Consider the following 20,319-nt stretch of genomic DNA (forward strand, 5'->3'; position numbering starts at 1 on the left):
TGACTCATGACTCATGAGGAGCGGGTGCCGGTCGGTGCGGTCAGCAGATCCGCGGGAGCTGTTCCCCCATCGGCATGTCCACCACGCGGGTGCCGCCGAGTCCGGTCCGCGCGACGACCATGCCCGGATGGTCCGTGACCGCCTCACCGATGACCGCGGCCTCGGAACCGAGGGGGTGCGCCCTCATCGCGGCCAGGACCGCGTCGGCGTGCTCCCGGGGCACGAAGGCGACGAGCTTGCCCTCGTTGGCCACGTACATCGGGTCGAGCCCCAGCATGGCGCAGGCACCGACCACGGGCTGCGGCACCGGAACGGAGCGTTCCTGGACGACGACCCCGCAGCCCGAGGCCGCGGCGATCTCGTTGAGCGAGGCTGCCAGGCCGCCACGGGTCGGGTCGCGCAGCACATGCAGGTCCGACGTGACGGACAGCATCGCGTCGACGAGCCCGCCGAGCGCCGCGCAGTCGCTCTCGATCCCGACCTCGAACCGCAGGTTCTCGCGCTCGCTCATGATGGCCACGCCGTGGACGCCGATGGCGCCGCTGACCACGACGACATCGCCGGGAGTCACCCGCTCCGGGCGCAGGTCGACCCCCGCCGGGATCAGGCCGATGCCCGAGGTGTTGATGTAGACGCCGTCACCGTGCCCCGCCTCCACGACCTTGGTGTCGCCCGTGACCACGCGCACTCCGGCAGCCCGGGCGGCGGCACCGAGCGCCTCGGCCACCCGGGAGACGGTGTCGAGTTCGACCCCTTCCTCCAGGATCAGGCCGCACGACAGGAAGGCCGCGCGCGCCCCGCTCATGGCCAGGTCGTTGACGGTGCCGTTGACGGCGAGGTCGCCGATGCTCCCCCCGGGGAAGAACAAGGGCCGGACGACGAAGGAGTCGGTGGAGAACGCGAGCCGCGCGCCGCCGAGTTCGACCACGGCGGAGTCGGTCAGCGCGGCCTGCACGGGCCCGCCGAGCCCCGGCAGGACGATCTGCTCGATCAACTCGGCGGACATGGCGCCGCCCCCGCCGTGGCCCATCACCACGCGGGGCCGGTCGCGCACCGGCGCCGGGCAGGTCCAGGAGAGCAGGTCCGGGCGTGCGGTGGTGTCAGACAACGGAGCTGTCCTCCCGGCTCGAGACCGACACGGCCGCCGGGGTGGCGACCGGCGTAGGGCGGGAGTCCGGGCGGGAACCGGGACGGGCCGGCAGGTCCAGCCGCCGGTACAGGTAGTACGCGGCGCAGGCACCCTCACTGGAGACCATGGTGGCGCCGAGCGGCGTGCGCGGGGTGCACGTCGTCCCGAACGCCTCGCACTCGTGCGGCTTCAGCAACCCCTGGAGCACCTCTCCGCTGCGGCACTCCGCCGGTTCGAGCGTGGCGATGTCCCCGACCTGGAAGCGGTGCTCGGCGTCGTAGTCCCGGTAGCGCGGCGACAGGCGCCAGCCGCTGTCCGGGATGACCCCGATGCCGCGCCAGGCGCGGTCGGCGACCTCGAAGACGTCGTCCAGCATGGCTCGTGCGGCGGGGTTGCCCTCGGGCGGGACCGCCCGGGGGTAGGCGTTGTCGACCGTGTGCTCCCCGCGTTCCAGCTGCCGTACGGTCCGCCGTACGCCTTCCAGGACGTCCAGCGGCTCGAACCCGGTCACCACGATGGGCACCCGGAACCGCTCGGCGAGCGCCGGATACTCGGCCGTTCCCATCACGCTGCACACATGTCCGGCCGCCAGGAACGCCTGTACCCGGCAGTCCGGCGACTGCATGATCGCCTCGATCGCGGGCGGCACCCGGACGTGCGAGACGAGCAGGCTGAAGTTGCGGATGCCGCGCTTGCGGGCCTGATGCACCGTCATCGCGTTGGGCGGTGCCGTGGTCTCGAAGCCGATGCCGAAGAACACGACCTCCCGGTCCGGGTTCTCCTCCGCGAGCCGGAGCGCGTCGAGCGGGGAGTACACGACGCGCACGTCACCGCCTTCGGCCCGGACCTGGAACAGGTCACGGCCCGTACCCGGGACCCGGAGCATGTCGCCGAAGGAGCAGAAGATCACTTCCGGCCGCGAGGCGATCTCCAGCGCCTTGTCAATCATCTCCAGCGGCGTCACACACACCGGACAGCCCGGCCCGTGGATCAACTCCACTTCATCGGGAAGAAGTTGATCGATGCCATGCCGGATGATGCTGTGGGTCTGGCCGCCGCACACCTCCATCAGCGCCCACGGCCTGGTCACCGTCGCCCTGATGTCGTCAAGCAGTCGCGCCGCCAGAGCGGGGTCCTGGAACTCGTCGATGTACTTCATCGCTGCACCTCCCGGCCGAGGCCGTCACTGCCGCCGGCCTGCGCGGCCTGCTCCCATGGATCGCCGAACTCCTCCTGCAGCATGCCGAGATTTTCGAACAGCTCCAGGGTCCGGTGGGCCGATTCCTCGTCCAGCCGCTGCAGGGCGAAGCCGACATGGACGATGGCGTACTCACCGACCCGCAGGTCGGGCAAATACTCCAGGCACACCTCCTTGACCACTCCGCCGAAGTCGACGCTGGCCATCCGGGTGCCGTCCCGTTCCTCGACGCTCAGCACTCTGCCGGGTACCGCCAGGCACATACGTGTCTCCTCACTCGTCGTGGCTCGTGGCTCTAGCTCATGGCTCGTGGTTCGTGGTTCGGGGTCCGCGCCCGTCACCCGGTCCCGGCGCGCGCCCGGGCGCCCACCACCATCTGGCCGAGGGCCAGTCCGCCGTCGTTCGGCGGCACTTCGCGGTGGCGCAGCACGGTGAAACCGTCCGCGCGCAGGTTCCGGGCACAGGCCGAGGAGAGCAGCGTGTTGGAGAACACGCCGCCGGTCAGCGCGACCGTCCGCAGACCGGTGGCCCCCCTGGCAACGGCGCACGCCGTCTGCACCAAACGGGCGACGGCGAGATGGAAGCGAGCGGCGATCACGCCCACGGGCACGCCCCGCCGTACGTCCTCGACGACCGCGGCCAGCAAGGGCCCCGGGGCAGCGGTGAGCGGCGCGGCGCCCGGCTCCGAAGGCCCCTCCAGGCGGAAGGCGTAGCGCGGGTCGTCGGCCATGTCACCGGCGGTCACCGCCGCCGCCTCCAGTTCGATCGCAGCCTGCGCCTCGTATCCCACGTGCTGGCAGACCCCCGCCAGTGACGCGACGGCGTCGAAGAGCCGGCCCATGCTGGACGTCGGCACGCAGTTCAGTCCTTGTGTCAACTGGGCGCCCAGGACGATAAGTTCATCGGACGGGCAGGCGACCGTGCACGGCAGGCCGGGGCCGGCGGCGATACCCGCCGCGTGCAGATGCGCCAGTGCCATGCGGTACGGCCGCCGCACCGCAGCGTCGCCGCCGGGCAGCGGTACGTAGGCCAGATGCGCGAACCGCTGGAATCCGTCGTAGTCCGCGACCAGGAACTCGCCGCCCCACACGGCACCGTCGTCCCCGTACCCGGTGCCGTCGAAGGCCACCCCGATCACCCGCTCGCCGGCCGCCACGCCGTGCTCGGCCAGTACGGCGGCGATGTGCGCGTGATGGTGCTGGACCCGGACCACAGGGCGGCCCTCGGCGTGCCGCCGCGCCCACGCACCCGACCGGTATCCCGGGTGGCCGTCGGTGATCAGCACCGTCGGACGCACACCGGTCACCGACTCCAGTTGTTGCTCGGCACGGCCGAACGCCCGCTGCGTGGCCAGGTCGTCCATGTCACCGACATGGGCGGACAGCCAGGCCTTGTCGCCCTGCGCGAGGCAGAAGGCGTTCTTCAGGTCGCCGCCGACGGCGAGCGCGGGGACCACCGGCACGGGCAGGTTGACCGGCAGTGGGGCATAGCCGCGTGAGCGGCGCAGCACCAGCGGTTCGCCGTCACAGACGCGGACCACGGAGTCGTCGCACGGCACATGGACGGGACGGTCGTGCGTGAGCCAGGCGTCGGCCAGATCGGCCAGCCGTTCCAGGGCGTCCTCGTCGTCCGTGACGATGGGTTCCCCCGACACATTGCCGCTCGTCATCACCAGCAGACGCGGTGCCCCCGCGGGCGCCGATGTGTCCGCGGTCCCCAGCAGCAGGTGATGCACCGGGGTGTACGGCAGCATGATGCCGAGATCGGGACTGCCCGGCGCGACGGAGTCGGCGGGAACGAGCGTGCGGGGTGCGCCCCGGACGCCGGTGCGCCGTCGCATCAGGACGACGGGCCGCACCCGCCCGGTGAGCAGCTCCCGTTCCGCGGCACCCATGTGCACCAGGTGCTCGATGTCCCGCACATGCGCGGCCATCAGCGCGAACGGCTTGTCCCCGCGGGCCTTGCGGCGGCGGAGCAGGGTGACCGCCTCCGGCCGGGTGGCGTCACAGGCCAGGTGGTAGCCGCCGAGGCCCTTGACGGCGAGAACGGCTCCCGCGGCGAGCAGGGAGCGCGCCCCGGCGACTGGGTCGTCGCAGGGAGGCGGGGCGACACCGGGGCCCGTGACGAGCCGCAGGCGCGGACCGCAGGACGGGCAGGCGACGGGCTGGGCGTGGAACCGCCGGTCGGCGGGGTCGTGGTACTCGCGGGCGCAGTCGGGGCACAGGGGGAAGCGGGCCATCGTCGTGTGCGCACGGTCGTACGGCAGGCCGGTGACGATGGTGAAACGCGGCCCGCAGTGCGTACAGGTGACGAACGGGTGCCGGTGGCGCCGGTCGGCGGGGTCGCCCAGCTCGGCGAGGCAGTCGTCGCAGGTCGCCGTGTCGGGCGCGACGAGCGTGCGGACCGGGCCGCCGGCACGGGACGGGACGATGCGGAAACCGCTGTCCGCGACGGCGGTGATCCCGGTGGTCTCCACCGACTCCACCACCGCGAGTGGGGGAGCGTCGGGCAGGAGGCGGGAACAGAACAGATCGACGGCCGCGGGTGGGCCCTCGACCTCCACCACCACGCCGTCGCCGGTGTTGGTGACATGCCCGGTGAGCCGCAGACCGGTGGCCAGCCCGTACACGAAGGGGCGGAAACCCACCCCCTGCACCACGCCCCGTACGACGACACGGGCGCGGCGCACGGCGGTCGCCTCGTCGGCGGTCGGGACGGTGCTCACGCCTGCGCCCGGGCCATCACCGGAGCGTGCACGGCGTCTCCCTCGGCCGCCGAGAGCGCCCGGTCGACCAGGACACCGGCGCCCTCGCCGGTGCGTACGGAGGTGAGCACCACGTCCACGCCGGGATTCACCCGCTCCACGTGGGCGCGGAAAGCGGCCTCGTCGAACTCGGCGGGCCCGGCGAGGTCGGACTTGGTGACCAGCACCAGCTGGGCGAGGCCGAACGAGGTGGGGTACTTGAGCGGCTTGTCCTCCCCCTCGGTGACGGAGGCGAGGACGACCCGCAGCGACTCGCCCAGGTCGTAGGAGGCCGGACAGACGAGATTGCCCACGTTCTCCACGAACAGCAGACGGGTGTTCTCGGGCAGCCAGTCGTGCAGATGCCCGGCGAGCATGTCCGCCTCCAGATGGCAGAGCCCGTCGGTGAGCACCTGTTTCACCGGGACGCCCGAACGGGCCAGGCGGATGGCGTCGTTCTCGGTGGCGAGATCGGCCGTGAGGGCCGCGGTCGTGATGCCGCGCTCCCGCGCCAGCAGCAGTTCACGCTCCAACAGGGCCGTCTTCCCGCTGCCCGGGCTCGACAGGAGGTTGACCACCGTCGTCCCCCGGGTCGACAGTTCGGTGCGCAGAATGCCTGCCGCCATGGTGTTCTTGGCGAGCACGGCCTGCCGGAGGTCGACTGTGCGGCACATCGTCAGCTCTCCTCGTGAAGGGTTTCCGGGGTGGGGGCGGGGGCGGGCGCGGTGGGTTCCGCGGCCCAGTGCACTGCGGTGATCCTCAGTTCCCGGCCCGACAGCAGCTCGGTGGCACCCCCGCGACAGGAGGCGCAGATCATGTCCGGGGGCATTCCGGTGTCCCAGGCACGCCCGCACGGCGCGCACGACGCCCGGCCGGGAACGAACCGGGTCACGAGTGCGGCGCCCTCCAGAACGGTTCCGGAGCAGGCGAGTTCGAAGCAGAAGCCGAGTGCGTCCGGGACGACTCCGGCGAGTTCGCCGATGTCGAGGCGGATCCGGTGCACGCGGTGCCCGGCGCGGGACCGTGCCGCCTGCTCGACCTGGTCCACGACCGACAGGGCGACGGACATCTCGTGCATCGCCCCTCCGTCCTGGGCCTGGATCGTGTCGCACCGCCCAGTAGGAGGGTGCTCGCGCCGTCCGTCCGACCGGCACGCCGGGACGAGGCGGACACATAGCTCTTTCGGGGCACGCCGGTTGGGCCGTCGAGCGGGCATCCGGTGTGTCACATCCTGCGGATGCGCAGATAACGCCGGACGTCCGGCCAGACGTTCGCGACGAGCGCGGCCAGTGCCGCTGCGGTGACGGTGGCTGTGGCAGCGCCGATGAGGCGTTTCTTCATCATGGCTCTCCTGAGAGGACGAAAGGTGTTCCCGCCGACCGGCGGGGCTCGGTCGTACGACGTGGAGTGAGGGTCAGACGACGGCTTCGTCCCGGAGCAGTTCGCCGACCATGCGCACCGCCCCGGGTACGGCGGCGGCCACCGGCGGGCTGAGGCCGATGCCCTCCTCGACGGTCGCGGGTTCGCAGCCGATCACCAGGGTGCGCCGCGGTGGCGCCGCTCCGGTGCCCGCGCACAGGGTGTCCAGCAGGGCCAGTACGGCGTCGGGCGACATCCGGTGGCCGTCCAGGGCGACACCGTCCGGTGGCCGCCGGCCCGCGGGCTCCGCGGCGTCGATCAGGTACAGGGTTCCGGGCTCCCCTCCGCGTGCCGTCGCGTCGAGGAGGATCAGCGTGTCGTAGCCGTCGAGGAGCTGGTACGCCAGATGGACGCCGCGGATGCCGATGTCGGCGACTTCGACGCCCGCGGGGCACCCCTGTTCGGTCAGCCGGCGGGCAACCTCCACCCCGAAGCCGTCGTCGCCGAGGAAGATGTTGCCCACCCCGGCGACCAGGGTGCGCGGACGGGGTGCCGGGCCGCTGGTCACGAGGTCTCCTCGCGGTCCACGACGTCCACGACGTCCACGACGTCCACGACGTCCACGACGTCGACCTCGTCGGGCTGGAAGTAGAGATACCGGCCCTGTTCGCGGCGGATGTCGGCGCCGGGGTCGTCCTCGAGGGTGACCGCGATGTGCACGCCGCCGTCGACATCATGCAGGACCGCCTCGACCAGGGCGCGCCGGCCGGCGACGAACAGGTCCTGGGCGTCGGAGTGGCGCGACCCGGGCCGCAGCACGACGCGGCTGCCCGCCCGCACCTCCCGTCCGTCGACCAGCACGTGATCACGGGCGGGATCCACGGAGGCGTCCGCACCCGGATCCCACCAGGGTGTGTCCTGCCGGACGAAGCCGTCCTCCCGGAAGACACCGGACGCCCCGGCGCCGTCGCCGAACCCCGGTACGTCCGGCGCCGGCGACCGCAGCGCGGGCACCCCGGGCGTGGTGACCTCGCGCAGGCTCCGTACCGCGCCGTGCAGTCGCTCCAGCATCTCCGCCGGCATCGAGTCGGTGAGGTCGATCACCGCTGCCGCCCGGTCGTCGGTGCCTCTGGCCTCGCGCTTCTCCTCGTCGGTGAGGGCGGCGGTGCGCAGCGCGAGGATCTCGTCGATCTCCGTGGCGTCGTACAGAGGGCCGGGGCTCTCCGGGGCGATGGCCGGATGGTCCTCCAGGATGATCGGAGAGGAGAGCACCAGGTCACGTGAGCCCGGCTCACCGGCCAGTACGGGCCAGGTGCGCAGATTGCGGCAGGCCGCGACGGCGCCCGTGGCCCACTGGGGCGGGTCCGTCAGCGACAGGAACTGCCCGGAGTCCAGATGCAGCAGTGTATGGGCGGCGACCAGGGAACGGGGCAGTGCCGCATCGCGGCCGGCACCGTCCTCGGGCAGCCAGTCGCTGGTGTTCTCCACGACCACCCGCAGCCGTTGCGTGGCATACGGTCCCTCCAGCGGGATCGCCGACAGGCGCAGGACTCCGTCGATCTCCTCACGGCGCCGCACCAGCCGTCCCACGACCGCCCCCGTGGCGTCCGTGACGGGCTCGGTCTCCTCGGCCGCCGGACGGGCGAAGGGCACGACGGCGGCGGTCCCTGTCAGTTCGTCCACATCGACGGCCAGGCGGACCCGCTCCTCGCGGCCCTCGTCCCACGGCACCAGCACCCGGTCGTCCAGGGGCAGTTCGCGTACGGTCTCGAAACCGCCGTCCGGCAGGGCGCGCTGGACCGTGCGCCGCTGGGCGTGCAGGAAGCGCACCTCGACGGCGAGGGTCGCGCCCCGACGGGGTTCCATCAGCACTTCGGTGTGCTGGGCGTCGTGCTCCGCGGCGGCCGCCGTCCAGGACGGCGGCACGAGCACGCCGAACTGCCAGCGCAGCCGGTTCTTGGCCGCCGAGGCACGGTACGGGTAGAGCACGTACCCCTCGAACAGCACGGCGTCGGCGACGTGGCGTGCCACCGCCAGCCGGGCCTCGGCCCGGGAGGTGAACGTCGTCGTGGTCACGGTGTGCTCCCCCCGGCCGCGTGCAGCAGGTGCTCGACGGTCGCCTGCCACGACGGCAGCGCCTGCCGCGACCGGTGGGCGAGCAGCGCGTCCATGGCGTCCCGGGGCAGACGGATCCAGCCCGAGCCCGGGAAATGCTGCTCGACCATCTCCTGCCAGGTCTTCACCGGCATCCGGAACGTGGCCTCCTGGTCCCAGGGGACGGGCTCGACCTGAAAGCCGCCGGCGCCGGTGAAGGCCGTACCGGAGAACAGCATCAGCAGCGGGACCTCCCCCTCCTCCAGCGCGTGGAAGTAGCGGGAGGAGGCGATGTCCATGTCGTAGGTGCAGGGCACCACCAGGTCGGTCTCCGTCTCGCCGGTGAAGCCCTGGACCATCACGGGCACCTGGGCGAACTGCACGGGGTGGAGGCTGCTGCCCCAGCGGGAGCGTTCCCCGAACAGGTCGGCCAGTGCCTCGGCCTCCGCGTCGCCGTAGCCCCGGCGCGCGGGCTCGATGCGGATCTGGCAGCGCAGTGCCAGCGCGTGGACCCGGGTGCCCGGCGAGGCGGTGATGCGCAGCCGGAACACGAGTGTGGGGCCCGCGGCGTACTGATCGGCGCGCACACCGGTGCACGCGAAGGTGAACCCGGTCACGACCGGTCACCCCCGAACGCACGGGCCCGGTCCCGCACCCGGGCGAAGAAGGCGTCCAGCTCGGCCCGCGCCTCCGCGCCCCCGTCGAAGCCCTGCCACGTCAGTCGCATGCGGCCCACCAGTTCGTAGCAGATGTCGACCGGCACCAGGTAGCACTCCACTCGCCCCTGATGACGGCGCAGCAGCAGTGCCTCCACGTCGGGTTCGAGGAGTCCGGCCAGGGGGGAGCCGTCCAGGACGGACTGCCAGGAATCCGTCTCCAGTTCGCTCTCGGTCGCTCCGGCCGGGCTCGGATAGAGCGCGACCAGGCGGTCGAGCGCGGAGTTGCGGAAGAAGAAGACGACGCCGACGGGGATGCGCAGCCGCTCCCAGGTCTGCTCGTCGAAGCGGTGCTCCGGGTCGCTGAGGCAGCGGCTGGGAACGGTGCGGAAGCGGCCCGTCGACGCGCCCGTACGGTCCAGGAGCTGGGCGCAGGGGCCGCAGGCGCAGGCCAGGGCACGGTTCTCGACGTCCACGAGGTGCCGGTGACGCTCGTCGGGCAGCGGCACCGCGCACAGCTCACAGCGTTCCTCGCGGGGCGGGCGGGGCCCGGCGAAACGGAACAGGCCCCGGGGCGTGGAAGGTTGCCGGGATCGTTCCGGTCCGGCCGACAGCGCGCTCACGACGCGGTGGTGGCCGGCGACCGGCCGTTCGGACCGGACGGGCCCGGCGGGCCCGCACCGATCTGGAGGAGGACCGGTTCGCGTTCCGTGTCCGCCTCCAGCACCACCGCGGTCACCTCCGGCGCGTAGCAGGCGAGGACGTCCCGCGCCGCCTGCTCGACGGCCTCACGGGTACTGCCGCAGCCGCCGCCCGATCCGGTGAGCCGCAGCCGCAACTCGCCCGTGGCCGCGTCGAATCCGGCACTCTCCACGGGATGCTGGACCGCTTTCAGCGCCCGCGTGACGCGGGTGGCGACGTCGTCCGGGTGCAGCCCGTGCAGGACCAGAAGGCTCGAGACGAGTTCGTCACCGAGGAGGGCGTCCCACGCTTCCCGGACCGGCTTGTCCGGATCACGTCCGAGCAGGTCCAGGGCGCGGGAGAACCCCGCCCCGTAGAACTCCATGAGGACCCGCACGAGTTCCTCGGCGGCCTCGCACGCCGCGCGGTCGCCGCCGGCGGCGAGACGGTCGAGGATCTCCTCGACCGTCCGCCCGGCCGTCTCCGCGTCCGTTCCGCCCCGCACCCCGCTCATCCGGCCAGACCGCTCAGGCCGGTGGGCACGTGCATCGACTTCACGGTCCTGCCGTCGCCGACGTACATGTGGACGCCGCACGGCAGACACGGGTCGAAGCTGCGCACGGCGCGCATGATGTCGATGCCCTTGAAGTTCTCGGGGGTGTTCTCCTCGAAGATCGGCGTGTTCTGCACCGCGTCCTCGTACGGGCCGGGGGTGCCGTAGCTGTCACGGGTGGACGCGTTCCACGGCGTCGGCGGGTACGGGTGGTAGTTGGCGATCTTCCCGTCCCGGATGACCATGTGGTGGGAGAGGACACCGCGCACGGCCTCGGTGAAGCCGACGCCGATGGACTCGTCCGGCACCTCGAACTTCTCCCAGGTCTGGGTGCGTCCGGCGCGCACCTCCGCGAGGCCCTTCTCCGCGCAGTGCAGGGCGACGGCGGCGGCGTAGGCCTGGAAGTAGGTGCGGGCACGGTTGCGCTCCAGCGCGTTGCTCCACTGCGGGATCTTCCACTCGAAGGTGGTCTCCGGCTTGGTGAGCGTGCGGGGCAGGTTGATGACGACACTGTGGCCGGTCGCCTTGACGTACCCGATGTCGACCAGCCCCGACAGGGCCGTGGACCACAGGCGGGCGAGAGGGCCGCCGCCGGTGTCGAGCGGCAGGTGGTCCTTGCCGTCGAACCAGCGGGGCGACATCACCCAGCTGTACTTGTCGTCGAAGTTCCGCTTCTGAGGTGCGGGGATGGTGTGCTGGTTCCACGGGTGGCGCGGGTCGACCGGGTTGCCGAGCGGGTCGTGGGTGACGAACTGCTCCTGCCCCGCCCAGTCCTCGTAGTACGAGCTGCCCAGCAGGATGCGGATGCCGAGGTTGATCTCGGTGAGGTCGTTGGTGACCAGCTTGCCGTCCACGATCACGCCGGGGGTCACGAACATGCGACGCCCCCAGTCCGTCATGTTGGCGTAGGTGAAGTCGCAGTACTCGGGGTCGTTGAGCGCGCCCCAGCAGCCGAGCAGCACGCGCCGACGGCCGACCTCCTCGTAGCCGGGCAGCGCCTCGTAGAAGAAGTCGAACAGGTCGTCGTGGAGCGGCACGACCCGCTTCATGAACTCGACGTAGCGCATCAGGCGGCTCATGTAGTCCGTGAACAGCTGGACCGAACCGATGGTGCCGACGCCGCCCGGGTACAGCGTGGAGGGGTGCACATGGCGGCCCTCCATGAGACAGAACATCTCCCGCGTGTACCGGCTGACCTGCAGCGCCTCCCGGTAGAACTCGCCCTCCAGCGGGTTGAGCGAGCGCATGATGTCGGCGATGGTGCGGTAGCCGTGCTCGCCCGCGTGCGGCGCCTCGGTGCGCTCGGCGAGTTCGAGCACCCCCGGATTGGTCTCGCGGACCATCTTCTCGCAGTAGTCGACCCCCACCAGGTTCTCCTGGAAGATGTTGTGGTCGAACATGTACTCCGCGGACTCGCCGAGGTTGATGATCCACTCACCGAGGTGCGGCGGCTTCACCCCGTACGCCATGTTCTGCGCGTACACCGAGCAGGTGGCGTGGTTGTCGCCGCAGATGCCGCAGATACGGCTGGTGATGAAGTGGGCGTCGCGCGGGTCCTTGCCGCGCATGAAGACGCTGTAGCCGCGGAAGACCGACGAGGTGCTGTAGCACTCGGCGACCCGCTTCTGCTTGAAGTCGATCTTCGTGTGGATGCCGAGACTGCCCACGATCCGGGTGATCGGGTCCCACGCCATCTCCACCAGGCCGGTGCCGTCACCGGTCGTCGTCGAGGTCGCCATTGTGTCGGTACTGCCCTTCGGTCGGTCGGGTCGGTGAGCGGGTCTTCGTGTCAGGCGGGGCGGGGGAGCGGGGGAGGGGCGCTCACCACGGCGGCCGGTAGCCGGTGGTGATCTTCCGGCCCGTGTGCCGCCACTTGGGCTCCTTGTCCACGGTCCGCGCGGTGATGCTGCGCAGCTTGCGGACGACCGCCCCGTAGGCGCCGCTGGCCGTGCTGGAGAGCTTGGCGCCGGGGGGCTCGTCCATGAACGGCATGAACTTGTCGGGGAAGCCCGGCATGGTGCAGGCGATGCAGATACCGCCCACGTTCGGGCAGCCGCCGATGCCGTTCATCCAGCCGCGCTTGGGCACGTTGCACTTCACGACGGGCCCCCAGCAGCCGAGCTTCACCGAGCACTTGGGGGAGTCGTAGGAGGTGGCGAAATCGCCCTGCTCGTAGTAGCCGGCGCGGTCGCATCCCTCGTGCACGGTGGCCCCGAACAGCCAGGTCGGGCGGAGCTTGTCGTCCAACGGGATCATCGGTGCGGATCCGGCGGCCTGGTAGAGCAGGTACGTGAGGGTCTCGGCGAAGTTGTCGGGCTGGATGGGACAGCCCGGCACGCAGACGATCGGAATGCCCGCCTGGGACTTCCAGTCCCAGCCCAGGTAGTCGGGCACACCCATCGCGCCGGTCGGGTTCCCCGCCATGGCGTGGATGCCGCCGTAGGTCGCGCAGGTGCCGATGGCCACGACCGCCAGCGCCTTCGGAGCGAGCCGGTCGATCCATTCACTGGTGGTGATGGGCTGGCCCGTCTCGGGGTTGTCCCCGAAGCCGCACCAGTAACCCTCCTTCTTGATCGACTCGTTCGGGATGGATCCCTCGATCACGAGGACGAACGGGTCGATCTCGCCGCGCTCCCCCTTGAAGAACCATTCGATGAACGTGTCCGCGCCACCGACCGGCCCGCACTCGAAGTCGATGAGCGGCCAGTGCACGGCGATCTTCGGCAGTCCGGGCAGGGCGCCCAGGGCGATCTCCTCGATGCTGGGCTGCATGGCCGCCGTCAGGGCGACCGAGTCGCCGTCGCAACTCAGCCCGGCGTTGATCCAGAGGATGTGGATCGGTTTCTCGTCCGTGCCGACCGCGCCGGACGTCTCCGGCTCCTCGCTGGTGGCCGGGGTTGCTGCGTTCATCAACGCCTCCTGGGAGGAATACGGCAGAGCCGGTTGATCGGCCCGGTTCCTTGCTAAGCGTCGACCCGCTCGCCCGCCACCGCACGCGTGGCGGCCGGGCCGGCAGGAACCGATTCCTTGCGCACGAACGCCCGGCGCAGCGCGTGGTACGGCGCGTCGGGGTCGAGGAAAATTCTGCGCATGCAGGCGAGTTCCCGCTCGCGCACCGCCGCCAGAGGGGTGACGGCCGCCCGGCGCTCGTGCTCCGCCTTCTTCGCGGCGAGGCGTGACTGCGCCCCGGGGGAGCCCGCCCAGCGTTGGGCCAGCCGGGTGACCTCGGCGGTGAAACGGGCGGGTGGGCACTCGATCAACCGGTCGGCCAGGCCGATGTCCCGGGCCGAGGCGCCGCTGACCGGCAGCGCCTCCCGGGTCAGCCGCTCGGCCGTCGCGGCGCCGACCCGGCGCGGCAGGCTGTACGTCCAGTACTCGGAGCCGTACAGGCCCATGCGCCGGTAGTGCGGGTTGAGCACGGAGCCGGAGCGGCACCACACCTCGTCGGCGGCCAGCGCCAGCATGACGCCGCCGGCCGCGGCGTTGCCGCCGATCGCGCCGACGACGAGACGGTCCGTGGTGTGCAGGACGGCCTCGACGAGGTCGTCCATGGCGTTGATGTTGGCCCAGGACTCCGCGGCGGGGTCCACAGCAGCCTCGATGACGCCGAGGTGGATCCCGTTGGAGAAGAAGTCGCGGGCGCCGCCCAGCACCAGCACGGCGGTGGGCCGGTCACAGGCCGCCCGGTAGGCGTCCAGCAGGCGTCGGCAGTGGTCGGTGGACATGGCTCCGCTGGGGAACGAGAAGGACAGCACTCCCACCGGTCCCTCCTCCCGGTAGCGGATGTCCGACCAGCCGGCGTCGTCCGCGCAGGGCAGTACGGGAGCGGGCAGCTCCGGCAGTCGCGGCAGCCGTCCGGCCAGGGCGCGGGCGGCGGGCAGCTTGCAGGCCCTCGGTGCGCCGGCACCGGTACGGGCCCGCAGTTCGGGAATCCAGACCGCGCCGTCCGTCGTGGCCCGGCAGATCGCACCCGCCCGGGTCGCCAGCAGCTCCCCCGGACGCCCGCGCAGGCCGTACTCGGCATGGCCGCCGTGCAGGAACCACTCCCCGCCGAGCAGCTCGTCCAGGACACCGGGCTGGGAGTCGGCGGCGCGCAGTTTGCGCAGGACCGCCCCGGTCGCATCGTCGGCCCACGCGATACGGCGTGTCTCCTGGCGCATCGGGGGGCGGGTCCGGGCCCCCGGCATGCTCGGCAGGGTGCGCTGGTCGAGGGGGGTGTAGGTGCCGGACGCGAACCGCTCGACCGCCGTCAGTACCGCGTCGAGCGCCGCGTCGGACAGCTCGTTGCGGTACAGATCGCTCTTGCCCACCCGCGGCACGGGAAAGGTCGCCGTGGCCCAGACGGGCCCCGCGTCCATCTCCTCCTCGGCCTGGAGGACCGTGACCCCCCATTCCCGGGCGTCCTCGTGGACCGCCCAGTCCAGGGACGACGGTCCGCGGTCCCCGACGGGCCCGGGGTGGACGATCAGACAGGTCCTGGCCGTCCACACCTCTCGCGGGACGACCGTCCTCAGCATGGGCGCCACGATCAGGTCGGGTTCGTGCCGGCCGACGGCGGTGACCACGTCCGGGCCCCCGGGCGTCACCTCCACGGCCACGGTGTGTCCACGGTCGTGCAACTCGGCGTGCACGCGCTGAGTGAGGCTGTTGTACGCGCTGGCGATGAGCAGGATGCGCATGACGACCCTTCCGGGGTACCGCGGCCGTCAGGTGAGGCGACCGGATGTCTGCGATCGTCGGCCATGGCGGGGCGCGAGCGTCGACATGAATCCCGCTCCTCACTCGACAGAGTGACCGCTCCCGCCACGTGGCAGAGGGCTGCCGGGCTCGCGCGCTCACGTCGGGACCACCTCCCGGAGCCCACCCGATATGCCTGCGATGGGAGCGAGTGGGAGACTTTTACTGTTCTGGGCACTCAGGAGACGTGCCGCCTACGACTACGACAGTGGACAGGTGGGCCGAGACATGGCCAAGGAGCGCAAATCGCCGAAACCCTCCGGTGGCGGGCCGAGCCGTCACAAGGGGACCGAGCACCACGGCTGGTCCCCGGACGTCGACGAGACACGGCAGCAGGAGAACCCGAGCGCTCACCGGTCCTTCCACACGGAGGAACACGCCCCCTCGCGCGGACCGGGCCGCAAGCGCGCCAAGGAGGAGCGCAGCCCGGTCCCCGGTGACGTCGTGGGCAGTGACGCTCGACGCGGTGAGGAGTACGGCGCGGAGGAGGAGAAGGGCATGCGGGACACCGGTCGCCGGGGCCGCTCCGGGCGCCCCAGCGGCACGAAGGACGAGGACGCCTTCACCGGGGTCGACCCCGACGACTCCGATACCGGACACCGGCCGGGCTGACGGACGGCGGGCGCACGGGCCCGGCGGGGCCGCCGGGCCCGTGCCGCGTGGCCGGCCCGTGCCCCGGGTCTGAGCCCCGGGGCACGGGCCGGCTGCCTCGTCGGCCGTCGCGGGACGCGGTGGCGCCGGCCCTCAGCGCCCGGCCGCCGGTGCGGGCGGCACCGGCATCCCCGCCTCGGTCACGTACTTCGTGCCGTCGTCGTACTTGGTGACGGTGAACGAGTCCAGCACCTCGCCGACCTTCTTGTCGGTGGTCGACCGGTCGTCCCACTTGGCCGCGACGACAGCCTCGTAGTGGAGCCGGTCCTTCGTGACCCGGATCCCCTGGAACGTGGAGGTGTGACCGGCGCGGACCACCTGCGTCGCGCCGTTGCGGGTCCACACGTTGTCCTCCGCGGGGGCGAGTTCGTAGTACTTCGGCCCCGAGACGGCCACCGTGTAGACGGGCCCGGTCGTCACGCCGGGCGTGCCGGTGGCGTCCTCGTCGGCGAACCCGCGGGCGTACACGTGGTCGTGGCCCATCAGCACCAGGTCGATGCCGCTGCTCTGGAACACGGGGAGCCAGGCGTCGCGCACCGCCTTCTCGTCGCGGCCCTCGGCACCGGAGAAGACCGGCTGGTGGAAGACCGCCACCGCCCACTTGCCCGGGTTGTCCTCGACGGCCGCGTCCAGCCAGCGGCCCTGCATGTCCAGCCAGAGATTCTCGGGATCGGGGCAGTTCTCCGTGCACGCCGGCAGGTCGTCCGGGGTCATCAGCCGGCGCGCGTCACCCGTGCTGGCGTTGAGGGAGAGGAACCGCACCCCCTGGTAGTCGGTGAAGTACGCGGTCTCGGCGAGGGCCTCGGCCATGTGCGTCTCGTACGCCGCCCGCTGCCGTTCGGCGGGACTGTCGTCGCGGGCCGGGGTGCCGCCCGGACCGTTGCCCGGGTACTCGAACGTCGACTTCCACTTCTTCAGGAAGGTGTCGCCCGCGTACTCGTGATTGCCGGGCGCGGCGATGACGTTGGTCGTCTGGCTGTAGCCGTCCATCGCGCCGAACCAGTCGCGCCACTCGCTGTCGTTGCCCGAGGTGTTGACCAGGTCACCCGCGTTGACACTGCCCACGGCGTCCGGATAGCGGTCGTAGGCCTGCTTCACCACCGGCGCCCACTTCGACGACAGCTCGTTCTGCGCGTCACCGAAGTAGAGGAAGGTGAACTCCTCGCCCGCCGGGCGCGCCGTCGTGAACCGGTGGGCGGGACTGAACCGGTCGCCCGTGCCCACCCGGTACTCGTACTCGGTGCCGGGTGACAGACCGTCGATGACCGCGGAGTGCGTCCGCACCTGCTCGCCGCCCGCGGTCAGCTCCTCGTTGGCACGTGCGGGCACGGTCCGCCACCGCTCGCCGCCGGCCTCGCGGATCCGTACCTCGCCCGAGGTCAGGGCGGCGGCCGTGCTCCAGGTGACGGCCTGTGAGCTCTCCGGCTTCTCGGTCGGCGTCAGGACGATGCGCTCCGGAGCCGAACCGGGAACGTCCAGGTCCGGCTTGTCGGTGAGCGCGACGTCGAACACGTGCATGACACCGCGGTCGCTGCCCTGCGGCAGCACGACGGCGGCGACCCGCTTCGCCGGATCCAGCAGCCGGGGCCGCGTGGCGAAGACCTTGGTCTCCACGGTGTCGGCACCGCCCGAGGCCCGGTTGCGTCCCGTGGTGGTCACCAGGGGCTCGTTGCCGAACCGGTGGTCCGTCCCCGGCGTCCAGTCGGTGAACTGCACCGGCACCGACTGCGTGGAGCCGTCGGTGTACTCGACGACCGCGGTGCCCTGCGCCGGCCCGTTGGTGGCGAGACCGAGGAAGGAGACACCGGTGGCCCGGGCGCCGCCCAGCTCGATGCGCTGGCCGTGCGGAATCCAGTTGTCGGGCTGTCCGGGTCCGGTGTCGGGCCAGGTGAACTCGACGCCCGTGTCACCGAGCGGCAGCGTGGCGCCCGGCGCGGCCCCGGCCTCGGCCAGCCGCTCCCGCGACAGCGAGTTGTCGCTCAGGTCCAGCGAACCGAGATTGCCCCGGCCGTCCGGGGTGATGCCGATGTTGTTGCGGGCGTCGGAGCCGTCCGCGTACGACGGGGGGACGTCGGCGGCGCCGGTACCCCAGGCGCCGGGCGTCCGCGCCATGCGGAAGTCGAGCGTGCCGCCCTCACGGGTGAAGCGCCCGTCGACCCAGGTCCGGGTGGTGGCCCGGCCGTTCACCTTCAGCGACTTCACGTAGTGCGCCTCGTCGCCGCCGGGCGACTTCAGCGTGATCCTCCGCCTGCTGTCGGCGCTGTCGATGGTGACCCGGTCGAACATGGGCCCGCTGACGACCAGTTCGGAGGTGCCCGGCACGGCGGGGAAGAGACCGATGCCGGCCCAGACGTACCAACTGCTCAGCGAGCCGAGGTCGTCGTTGCCCGGCAGACCCCGCGGACTCGTGCCGTACATCTCGTCCACGGCCCGCCGCAGCACGTCCGCCGTACGGTGCGGCTGCCGCAGCCAGTTGTAGACGAACGGCATCGTGAAGCTGGGCTGGTTGCTCAGATAGGCGCCGGAGGTGTTGTACACGCCCGCGTCGAGAACGCGGGTGTGGTCGTCCAGGGCCTTGGTGGTGGCCTCGATGCCGCCGCGCTTGTCGATGAGCCCGCCCACGTTGTGCGGCACCATCCAGCCGTACTGGTAACCGGTGGCCTGCTCGAACTGGTTGCCCCGCTCACCCAGGCCGAAGCCGCGGTCGAATCCCGTCCGTTCCCGGGGCCGGATGTGGTCACTGGCGTCGTCGAACACGTTCTGCCAGTTCTGCGCCCGCACCATGTACCGGTCGTACGTCGCCCGGTCACCGAGGCGCTCGGCGAGCTGGGCGATACCGAAGTCGTCGACGGCGTACTCGAGCGTCTTCGACGTCGCGGAGTCGCCCTTGCGGTTCTCGATGAAACCGGCCGTCGCGTACTGGTAGGCGTGCCGGCGCAGCGTCGAGTCGGCGGGCAGGTCCTGCGTGGACCTCATCAGGCCGAGTGCGGCCCGCCGGTCGTAGTCGGTGGATCCGAAGGCGTCGATGGAGGCGACGACGGACTGCAGCGAGTCGCCGCTCATCTTCTGCTGCGCCTGGTTGAGGTGCGGCCAGTTGGGCCAACTGCCGGTCTGGCGCACCATGTCGGTGATCGACTGGTTGATGTCGCTGCCGACCTTCGGGAACAGCAGGGCGATCAGCTGGGCCTGGCTGCGGTAGATGTCCCAGCCCGCGTAAGTGACGTAGTGGTGACGGCCCTCGGTGACGCGGTGCACCTTTCCGTCGTAGCCCCGGTACTGGCCGTTCACATCGTCGAAGACATTCGGGTGCAGCAGCGCGTGGTAGAGAGCGGTGTAGAACTTCACCCGTTCCTCACGGCTGCCCCCGGCGGCGTCGACCGTGCCCAGCGCGTCCCGCCACACCCGCGCGGACTGCGCGCGCACCTGGTCGAAACCCTTGCCGCGGGTCTCGGTGGCCGCGTTGTGGGCCGCGTTCGCGACGCTGACGTAGCTGAGGCCGGTCTTCGCGGTGACCTTCGCCCCGCGGTCGAAGACCAGGTAGGCGCCAGCCCCGTGCTTGGTGTCGCCACCGGAGGCGCTGTCCGTGCCCGGCCGTGTCTTGTCGCCCTGCCAGGTGCCGTGGGCCTTCACGGGCCGGTCGAACGTGGTCGAGAAGTACGCCCGGTAGCGTCCGCCCTCGTCGCACACCGAGGCGGTCTCCACCCACCCGCTGACGGTCCTGCCCTCGACGTTCACCTCGCTGCCGAAGACCCGGTTGTTGGAACCGGCCACGTCGAACAGCAGCGTCGAGGAACCGTCGGAGGGGAAGTCGTACCGGCTCACCGCGGTGCGCGTGGTGGCGGTCAGTTCGGTCTCCACACCGTTGGCGAGGTCCACCGAGTAGTAGCCGGGGTCCGCCTTCTCACCGTCGTGGTCGAAGCCCACGTAGTAGTCGGTGATCGACCCGGCCGGGCTGGACGGCAGTGAGCCGTCGGGGAGTTCGCCGGTGTAGGGCAGCACCGGGAAGTCGAAGCCGCTGTAGCGTCCTTCGCAGCCCGTTCCGGAGAGCCGGGTCATGCCGAAGCCGCGGATCTTGTCAGCGGTGTACTCGTAGCCCCCCTTCTGGTCGCCGTCCGAGGAGCGGTAGGTGGTGGGGGAGGACTGCACCATGCCGAACGGCACCGTGGCACCCGGCCAGGTGTTCCCGTACGCGCTGTTCCCCTTGTTCTGCGTGGGGTCCAGCTCGGTGCCGATGAACGGGTCGACGGCGTCGAAAGCGGCGACCTCACGCCCCTGGGCGGCGGCACCGGACGCGGGAACCAGCCCGGTCACGAGCGTGCCGAGGGCCACAAGGGTGGCCAGGAGTCTGCGGCGCCCCGGCGGGGGCGTCGGTGGATTCGGCCTGTCGGACTTCCACATGGCGGGGGTCGCCTCTGCTCTCGGTGGATGTGACAACGTTGTCCGTGTGGTTTCCGAAACCACTGCGGATCACGTGCCTACAGTTCAACTCCCGCGGTACGCAGGAGGGAAGCCCTCGGG

The 20,319-nt window shown here is 71.4% G+C and carries 17 protein-coding genes; 1 reads left to right on the forward strand and 16 read right to left on the reverse strand.

Annotated features, from left to right (window positions below; genetic code table 11):
* Positions 1-40: 40 nt before the first annotated feature.
* The 15 genes from hypE to V4Y04_RS36375 form a co-directional block, all read right to left on the reverse strand.
* Positions 41-1,108, reverse strand: a complete 1,068-nt coding sequence (hypE, locus tag V4Y04_RS36310; protein WP_332432521.1) for a hydrogenase expression/formation protein HypE — start codon at positions 1,106-1,108, stop codon at positions 41-43.
* A complete protein-coding gene (gene hypD / locus V4Y04_RS36315) occupies positions 1,101-2,288 on the reverse strand; it encodes a hydrogenase formation protein HypD (protein ID WP_332432522.1) in 1,188 nt (395 codons plus the stop codon). The genes hypE and hypD overlap by 8 nt, the downstream gene beginning before the upstream one ends.
* Positions 2,285-2,590, reverse strand: a complete 306-nt coding sequence (locus V4Y04_RS36320; protein ID WP_332432523.1) for a HypC/HybG/HupF family hydrogenase formation chaperone — start codon at positions 2,588-2,590, stop codon at positions 2,285-2,287. The genes hypD and V4Y04_RS36320 overlap by 4 nt, the downstream gene beginning before the upstream one ends.
* Positions 2,591-2,664: 74 nt before the next feature.
* Positions 2,665-5,052 (reverse strand): carbamoyltransferase HypF, encoded by a 2,388-nt coding sequence (gene hypF / locus V4Y04_RS36325; protein WP_332432524.1) that lies wholly within the window; start codon positions 5,050-5,052, stop codon positions 2,665-2,667.
* Positions 5,049-5,744, reverse strand: coding sequence for a hydrogenase nickel incorporation protein HypB (gene hypB / locus V4Y04_RS36330; RefSeq protein ID WP_332432525.1), 696 nt, complete (start codon positions 5,742-5,744; stop codon positions 5,049-5,051). The genes hypF and hypB overlap by 4 nt, the downstream gene beginning before the upstream one ends.
* Before the next feature lie 2 nt (positions 5,745-5,746).
* Entirely contained in the window at positions 5,747-6,148 is a 402-nt protein-coding gene (locus V4Y04_RS36335; protein ID WP_332432526.1) for a hydrogenase maturation nickel metallochaperone HypA/HybF, read from the reverse strand.
* A 146-nt stretch (positions 6,149-6,294) separates the two neighbouring features.
* Positions 6,295-6,414: a DUF6893 family small protein gene (locus V4Y04_RS37980; RefSeq protein ID WP_443080149.1), complete on the reverse strand. Its 120-nt coding sequence runs from the start codon at positions 6,412-6,414 to the stop codon at positions 6,295-6,297.
* Between the two features lie 70 nt (positions 6,415-6,484).
* Entirely contained in the window at positions 6,485-6,997 is a 513-nt protein-coding gene (locus tag V4Y04_RS36340) for a hydrogenase maturation protease (RefSeq protein WP_332432527.1), read from the reverse strand.
* Complete coding sequence (locus V4Y04_RS36345) at positions 6,994-8,505, reverse strand: hypothetical protein (RefSeq protein ID WP_332432528.1); 1,512 nt, start codon at positions 8,503-8,505, stop codon at positions 6,994-6,996. The genes V4Y04_RS36340 and V4Y04_RS36345 overlap by 4 nt, the downstream gene beginning before the upstream one ends.
* Positions 8,502-9,140: a DUF6084 family protein gene (locus V4Y04_RS36350; RefSeq protein ID WP_332432529.1), complete on the reverse strand. Its 639-nt coding sequence runs from the start codon at positions 9,138-9,140 to the stop codon at positions 8,502-8,504. Before V4Y04_RS36350 ends, V4Y04_RS36345 begins: the two co-directional genes overlap by 4 nt.
* Positions 9,137-9,802 (reverse strand): DUF5947 family protein, encoded by a 666-nt coding sequence (locus V4Y04_RS36355; RefSeq protein WP_332432530.1) that lies wholly within the window; start codon positions 9,800-9,802, stop codon positions 9,137-9,139. The genes V4Y04_RS36350 and V4Y04_RS36355 overlap by 4 nt, the downstream gene beginning before the upstream one ends.
* Complete coding sequence (locus tag V4Y04_RS36360) at positions 9,799-10,374, reverse strand: hypothetical protein (RefSeq protein ID WP_332432531.1); 576 nt, start codon at positions 10,372-10,374, stop codon at positions 9,799-9,801. Before V4Y04_RS36360 ends, V4Y04_RS36355 begins: the two co-directional genes overlap by 4 nt.
* Positions 10,371-12,152 carry a nickel-dependent hydrogenase large subunit gene (locus V4Y04_RS36365; protein WP_332432532.1) on the reverse strand — a complete coding sequence of 594 codons (1,782 nt, stop codon included), beginning with the start codon at positions 12,150-12,152 and terminating at the stop codon, positions 10,371-10,373. The genes V4Y04_RS36360 and V4Y04_RS36365 overlap by 4 nt, the downstream gene beginning before the upstream one ends.
* Positions 12,153-12,234: 82 nt before the next feature.
* On the reverse strand, positions 12,235-13,323 hold the full coding sequence (locus tag V4Y04_RS36370) for a hydrogenase expression protein HypE (RefSeq protein WP_332432533.1): 1,089 nt from the start codon (positions 13,321-13,323) through the stop codon (positions 12,235-12,237).
* Between the two features lie 53 nt (positions 13,324-13,376).
* Positions 13,377-15,092 carry a hydrogenase maturation protein gene (locus V4Y04_RS36375; RefSeq protein WP_332432534.1) on the reverse strand — a complete coding sequence of 572 codons (1,716 nt, stop codon included), beginning with the start codon at positions 15,090-15,092 and terminating at the stop codon, positions 13,377-13,379.
* A gap of 286 nt (positions 15,093-15,378) precedes the next feature.
* On the opposite strand from V4Y04_RS36375, the gene V4Y04_RS36380 reads away from it, so the two are divergent.
* Positions 15,379-15,762, forward strand: coding sequence for a hypothetical protein (locus V4Y04_RS36380; protein ID WP_332432535.1), 384 nt, complete (start codon positions 15,379-15,381; stop codon positions 15,760-15,762).
* Positions 15,763-15,894: 132 nt separating this feature from the next.
* Here V4Y04_RS36380 and V4Y04_RS36385 read toward each other — a convergent pair whose 3' ends face one another.
* Positions 15,895-20,199 (reverse strand): GH92 family glycosyl hydrolase, encoded by a 4,305-nt coding sequence (locus tag V4Y04_RS36385; protein WP_332432536.1) that lies wholly within the window; start codon positions 20,197-20,199, stop codon positions 15,895-15,897.
* Positions 20,200-20,319 lie beyond the last annotated feature (120 nt).

The organism is Streptomyces sp. P9-A2, from assembly GCF_036634175.1.
Classification (GTDB): Bacteria; Actinomycetota; Actinomycetes; order Streptomycetales; family Streptomycetaceae; genus Streptomyces; species Streptomyces pratens.

What these genes read in the sequence shown, in the direction of transcription:
- V4Y04_RS36380 (WP_332432535.1), top strand. Translation starts at nt 15,379, where the DNA reads ATGGCCAAGGAGCGCAAATCGCCGAAACCCTCCGGTGGCGGGCCGAGC.
- V4Y04_RS36335 (WP_332432526.1), bottom strand. Translation starts at nt 6,148, where the DNA reads ATGCACGAGATGTCCGTCGCCCTGTCGGTCGTGGACCAGGTCGAGCAG.
- V4Y04_RS36385 (WP_332432536.1), bottom strand. Translation starts at nt 20,199, where the DNA reads ATGTGGAAGTCCGACAGGCCGAATCCACCGACGCCCCCGCCGGGGCGC.
- V4Y04_RS36360 (WP_332432531.1), bottom strand. Translation starts at nt 10,374, where the DNA reads ATGAGCGGGGTGCGGGGCGGAACGGACGCGGAGACGGCCGGGCGGACG.
- V4Y04_RS36375 (WP_332432534.1), bottom strand. Translation starts at nt 15,092, where the DNA reads ATGCGCATCCTGCTCATCGCCAGCGCGTACAACAGCCTCACTCAGCGC.
- V4Y04_RS36320 (WP_332432523.1), bottom strand. Translation starts at nt 2,590, where the DNA reads ATGTGCCTGGCGGTACCCGGCAGAGTGCTGAGCGTCGAGGAACGGGAC.
- V4Y04_RS37980 (WP_443080149.1), bottom strand. Translation starts at nt 6,414, where the DNA reads ATGATGAAGAAACGCCTCATCGGCGCTGCCACAGCCACCGTCACCGCA.
- hypD (WP_332432522.1), bottom strand. Translation starts at nt 2,288, where the DNA reads ATGAAGTACATCGACGAGTTCCAGGACCCCGCTCTGGCGGCGCGACTG.
- hypB (WP_332432525.1), bottom strand. Translation starts at nt 5,744, where the DNA reads ATGTGCCGCACAGTCGACCTCCGGCAGGCCGTGCTCGCCAAGAACACC.
- V4Y04_RS36365 (WP_332432532.1), bottom strand. Translation starts at nt 12,152, where the DNA reads ATGGCGACCTCGACGACGACCGGTGACGGCACCGGCCTGGTGGAGATG.
- V4Y04_RS36370 (WP_332432533.1), bottom strand. Translation starts at nt 13,323, where the DNA reads ATGAACGCAGCAACCCCGGCCACCAGCGAGGAGCCGGAGACGTCCGGC.